At 45.8% G+C, this 6,181-nt stretch carries 4 protein-coding genes; all 4 read right to left on the bottom strand.

Going from position 1 to position 6,181, the window contains the following annotated elements:
- A partial coding sequence (locus KIH86_RS29840) for an MBL fold metallo-hydrolase (protein WP_268964163.1) occupies positions 1-239 on the bottom strand: 239 nt, incomplete at its 3' end.
- 10 nt (positions 240-249) lie between these two features.
- Entirely contained in the window at positions 250-513 is a 264-nt protein-coding gene (locus tag KIH86_RS29835) for an MBL fold metallo-hydrolase (protein WP_268964162.1), read from the bottom strand.
- Positions 514-562: 49 nt separating this feature from the next.
- A complete protein-coding gene (locus tag KIH86_RS13825) occupies positions 563-1,759 on the bottom strand; it encodes a phosphopantetheine-binding protein (protein ID WP_223086104.1) in 1,197 nt (398 codons plus the stop codon).
- Position 1,760: 1 nt separating this feature from the next.
- The coding region (locus KIH86_RS29960) for a beta-ketoacyl synthase N-terminal-like domain-containing protein (RefSeq protein WP_223110512.1) at positions 1,761-6,181 on the bottom strand (4,421 nt) is incomplete at its 5' end.

Genomic DNA, 6,181 nt, shown 5'->3' with positions numbered 1-6,181 from the left:
CCAGGATTTTTGCCATAAGAATGTCCAGGGAATATTTGAACCATAGGGTTAATCGCGGATTTTATCCTTTGGATACTATGGAACATCTGCTCCGGATCTCCCCCGACCGTATCGCAGAGCCCACAGCCTTCGATAAATACGGTGTCTCCGGTAAATAAATGATCCGATGTGAGATAACAAGCGCTCCCATAAGTATGCCCCGGGGTAAGTATACATGTTATTTGCGTATCGCCAAGCATGATAAAGTCGTTATCTTNTATGAGATAAATAGACTTGCGGATTATACTTCTCCAATAATGCATGAACTAAATTAACATGGTCGTAATGAGAATGTGTTAATAATATCGTTGTAAGATGGCCATCCAACATCTGCAAGGTTGATTCTATATTCTCCAATTCCCAGGCCGGGTCTATAATGGCTATATTTCTGGTAGTATCATCAACAATAATATAGGTGAAATTAATATGCTTTCGATTTCGCACTTTTAATGGGTATACAGTATGAGTGCCCATAGATCATTCCCCCCTCCTGTTCTACGGATTATCTCTACATGTTCCGGATTCATTCGATGGTCTGCTTGATATTGCTGTATCGATTAAATTCCGCTGCGTAGTTTTGTATAAGATAGGTTGCTAATTCAGCTATGGTTGTGTACTCAAATAACAAGGTTGGCGGTAATTTGACCTTGAGCTTCGCTTCAATAGCATGGACCATTTCCAATAATCCGGAAGAATCCAATCCCATTTCATAATAGTCGATCCGTGTATTAATTAAATGAGCTGGTTTTTTCACCTGATTCGCGAGCAGCTGCTGTAAAAAAGGCTCCATTTCGGTAGATCGTATTTGAACGCGATCTGGCACAGCGTTTGCTTCCGAAGACATTGAGCTAGGCTGCTCCAACAATGATTGCGGGTTATTTTTGCGTTGAGCATTTATTAATCCGGGTTCCCGAACTAGTTTAGCGGACAGATTATTAAGCTCGCCCACTTTTTTCCCGAATTCGTTAAAAAACTCCAAAGCAAAAGAAATCAGTTCATGTTTGGATTGGATGGATGAAATCGGAATGCGGGCATAGCAGGTTTGCTGCAATAATGCGGAAGCTCGAAACGACTCATAAACCAGTGGTAAAAATAGCTGCTGCGTCTCGGTAAATAGGTTGGAGATTAAGTCGACTGCACCAATTCCGCTTCCATCAATTAAAGTAGGATGAAACATAAAACCGGATGCGCTGGGCAGTGCATTTTGTCCGAGAGAGAGCTCCATGATTGTCTGATTATTCAGGGTATAGACGTTTCCCTCGGCTTTGATAAATCCGGAATGTACCAGTTCATGATCCCGAAGTTTTTCATAGATTTCGTCTATCGATTTTGCATTTGCTGATTGTTTGATCAAATTGACGTCTATCGTTTCAATGAACATCACAGGAGCAATCTGATGCATTTCAGCACTTACGTAATGTTTTTTTTCTGCTGATAAAATTCCATTCGCTTGTTCCTGGCCCTCAATGCGGATCTGCCATTGTCCTTTTTGAATTTCCGAGCATTGAATGTGAAGCATGACACTACGGTCATCCTCCACAATTAAAGGGTTATAAATGGTTAAATCTCGAAGTTCAAGCTGGGTATAGTCATAACCGTTTTCCCGAAAAAATTGATATAACATATCAATATAGGCCAAACCAGGTAACAAGGCCTGACCATATACCTTATGGTTGCCGAGTATAGGATTGTCGATGCCGATAAGGAATTGTTCATTCATTTTATGATTCCTCCACTATATTTCTTTTCCAGATACTAACGGTGTTCGATGTCTTTTGATGATTACGAATTGACAGAGGGTCCTGAGCCACAGTTGTGGTGGCAAGAACCGCTGTCTTTTCCTCCCGGACGTCATAACGCTTCAATTCTGGAGGAGGCAGAGGATGCCTTTTAACGATGTATGAGTTTGACTCTTCCCAAGATTCCAATATTACGTGGGCGTTCGTGCCTCCATCGGCAAAGCAGTTAATGGCGGCTACCCGTGGCATATTGGTCCAATCGGTAAGATTGCGATAAAAAAGAAAGGGCGCAGATTTCATATCATAATGCGTCATTGCCTTCTCCCCAGATAAGAAGGGGACGATTTGTTTGTTTTCGAGCATAAGGACGACCTTAATGAAACTGGCAATTCCTTCGGCGCATAACGGATGCCCGATATTCGGCTTTATTGATCCCAAACCACAAATGGCAGAGTTGGAAGGACGATACACGGACTGTATTGCTTTAAGTTCCAGTAAATCCGTAACCTCGGAGCCTGAACCATTGGCCTCTATATAGCTTACTTCCTCTGCTTTTTTGCCGCTCTGGGCCAAAGCGTTTTTCATGACTTCTTTTTGGGCCTGGAGGTTGGGAGTTGCTGGTCCGGCAGTACGTCCGTCATTATTGACAGCGATTGCCTTTATTGTGGCATATATCCGGTCTCCGTCCGCCAGGGCCTGCTCTACGGTTTTCAAGAGAACCATCCCTACTCCTTCTCCCAGTACAATGCCTTGGGAACGTTGATCGAAAATATGAAAGGATGGATCAGGGCTTAGAATGTTCCGCTGCTGAAACAGCCGGTGTGCCGAATCCGTATTCAACAAGCTCACCCCTCCTACGACCGCAGAAGTAATCTCGCCGCTATGCAAAGCTTGAGCTGCCATCTTCATCCCGACCAATGCGGAGGAACAGGCTGTATCCAGAACAAGGCTAGGACCACGCAGATCAAAAAATTGCGAAATATTGGCGGCTAAATAATTTTGTCCAACAGCCATAATCGGATTTCGGGTATTACTCAAATGAGATTGATCAGGTTGAAATTGACTTCTGGCTCCTAAATAAACCCCGATTGGTTCCCCCTTAACTTCCTGATGAGTGTACCCTGCGTGATACCATAAATGAAGGCATTCCTCTAGTACTAATAAAGCCTGGGGGTCCATGGAACCGATATCTTCTTTGGAAATCAAAAAGAATTCAGGATCGAAATGGGCGATATTATCCACTAGACCGGCATAATAGCTCGTTGGATATCCCCATCTTTCCTTTGGTACCGATCCGATTGCCGTCCTCCCTTCCGCTAATAACCTCCAATACTTTTCGAGATTTGTTGCCCCCGGGAAACGGCAAGAAAGACCGATTACGGCAATATCTGAACTCTTTGGGAATTGTGGTTCTGCCGGCTGTTCCGAATGATCAAGGGGATCGGCTACATTCGGTACATCACGAGTTGAGTCACGATGTTCCTCCATTGAGTGGATTCCCAAGACGTCAGATAGAGTAGCCTGATGCCTATTGGACATCCATCTTGCTAACGACTCAATGGTTGAATATTCATAAAAAATTGAAGGGTCCAGAGAATCGGAGACCCATTTGTTGATTTCTTGCAATATTTGAGCTAATAGAACAGAATTTACGCCGTAGTCCTGAAAGGGGACTTGAACGTCCAGCTTTGCTGGATCTATCATTAATTCACGCGCAAATAATTCCAGCAAATATTTTTCAGTTGAATCTGCAACGGCACTGGCTGTCTTTGCAGACGGGACATGGATGCCGCGCTGCGCTTCGTTGTTCGTTCCGGACGTTTGTTGAATGGCACGTGATAACAACTGATCAGGTTTCCATATATCCGGATTTACGACTGCCGGGAGAATGACCGGACCGATTTTACGAGCCAGCACTTTATCCAGCAGACTCAAACCTTCACGATTTGTATGGCTTAATAAACCCGTTTGCTCATAGGTTCGGCCTTTGACTTCCCCCATGCCGGTTTCTTTCCAGTTGGGCCATTGAATACTGATGATCGGGAGCGAATGAGCGTTTGACTCAGCAAAGTAATCCATATAGGCATTCGCCATGGCGTAGTCACTTTGTCCAGTTGCTAAAGTTGGAACAATACCGGATACGGATGAAAATAAAATAAAGAATTGTAATGGTTCATCTTTCACGCTCTCATTTAGGATTTGCAACCCGGCCACCTTCGGTTCTAACACCTGTTGGATGCTGTGGAGTGGTTTCCGGATAAAAGCGGGATTTTCCCGATCATTCATCCCCGCGCAGTGGATAACTCCCCCTATAGGCCCCATTCTGTTTTTGATTTCCCTGATGCATTCTTGTACAGCAAAAGGATCGGTTAATTGAACCGATCTTACCTGCACTTGAACACCTTGGGCTTCCAAATTTTCGATAGCTCGTATTTTTTGGGAGAGGGTGTTAGGGTGCTGCTGCTTTAATAAGTCCCATTCTTCTCGCGGAGGGAGCTGTTCTCGTCCAGTAAGAACGATACGCTTGACGCCATATTCGGCGATAAAATGTTGAGCGCATAAATAGCCAAGGCCTCGCGTTCCTCCGGTAATTAAGAGCACATGCTCCTCGGGGAATACCGGTTTTTGCTCTTCATTATTCACTTCCTGGTATTCCTGCAGATAAGAACGATATCGTTTCCCCTTCATGTAACATACTTCCGGCTCTTCGCTGTCCATTAAATACTCCGAAGCGATCTGTTGTGCCGATTCGCTATCTTCGACCGATGGCTCAAGATCCATATGACGTGACCGCATTTGATTATATTCACTTTGCAACATGCGGTATAATCCTGCGTGTGAGGCACCCGATAAGTTGATGGTTGAATGATGGCAAGATTCCAAGCCTTTTGTAACACATAACATCGTTAGACCATCTTTATCCCCTTGTTCAATCAATTGTTGCAGAAAAGGAACCCATGTAAGAGAGTCATTTTTATCTGTTCCACAACCAGTCAAATCAATCAGGCCATCATACATTTTACGTTTGGACGGCGATTGACGGAGCTCGGGCCCCAAGTCATTAATGTCCAAAATACGGCTTCTCGGAAAATGACTGATAATATGGTTGGCCAATCCCATTGTTTCTTGCGTGGATAGGATGGCTATGGTCGGATCTGCTTTTCGTGCAGGAGTGGAGGAGCATTGTTCCCATTGCTTTTTTAGAAAACACATCTTACGTTGGCTAGATTCACTATCATCCCCAAATAACCAATATCGTTCCTTTGCAAAAGGATATGTCGGCAGGCTGATTCGATGCGGCTTGACACCGGGATACAGCCTGTTCCAGTCCACGTTCAATCCTTTCACCCAGACATCCAGCAGCTTTCCGTATTTCCTCTTACTTATCCAGGCATCGGTCGCTTTACTGAGATCCTCATCCGTAGTGAAGAGCGCCATCGTCTCCTTATTACGTTTGACCTGTCCCCGGTACAGGTCTTCGATATCGTCCTTCCCTTCCAGGAAGCCGGTCAGCTTGTCTTGAAGTTCTTTCAAGGAACTTACGATGACAGCCAGACGCTCTTCCATCGCTTCCCGCCCCACCTGGAGCGTATAGGCGATATCGATGACCTCCTTTTCGGTGAAGGCTTGCTCTTGAATGGCGCCTAGCAATTGCCGCACTTGCTCTTCCAGGCGTTCTTCATTCTTCGCCGACAATACGATCAAGACCGGATGATCGGGACTAACCGCATATTCGGAACTTTCCCGTTCCTCTGAAATATACTCTTCGATGATCACATGGGCATTGGCGCCGCCGGCTCCAAAGGAGGATACCCCTGCCCGTCTCGGATATTCTTTGACCTCTCCATTGGTTTCGATCTGCGGCCGTTTCCATTCCGTCAGTTCCTGCTGCACCACAAAGGGCGTTTCCTTAAAATCTATATTCGGATTCAGCACCTTCGAATGGAGCGACGGCGCAATTTGGCCATTCTTGAATTGCAGTAACACTTTGGTTAATCCCGCTATTCCGGCTGCGCCTTCACAATGCCCGATGTTGGACTTCACCGACCCGATTGCGCAGAACTGTCTGTCCGCCGTATCCTTCCCAAAAGCCCGGGTCAATCCGGTAATTTCGATCGGGTCTCCCAAGACCGTTCCGGTTCCATGGGCTTCCAGGTAACTGATGGTCCGCGGATTCACTCCGGCTTCCTTCAAGGCTTGGCCGATTAAACTTCCTTGCGCATTGGGGCTGGGAACCGTATAGCCATTGGTCTTTCCTCCATGATTGATGGCTGTGCCTTTGATAACCCCATAGATCTGGTCGCCATCTGCGATCGCTTTCGATAGCGGCTTCAGCAATACGGCCCCGACTCCCTCGCCGGGTACATATCCGTCGCCGCCTTCCCCGAAGCTTTCACATCTTC

It is taken from the genome of Paenibacillus sinensis (genome assembly GCF_019904155.1).
Classification (GTDB): Bacteria; Bacillota; Bacilli; order Paenibacillales; family Paenibacillaceae; genus Paenibacillus_AQ; species Paenibacillus_AQ sinensis.
Note: the sequence above shows the minus strand (reverse complement) of the source record. Positions and strands in the feature narration are given on the sequence as shown.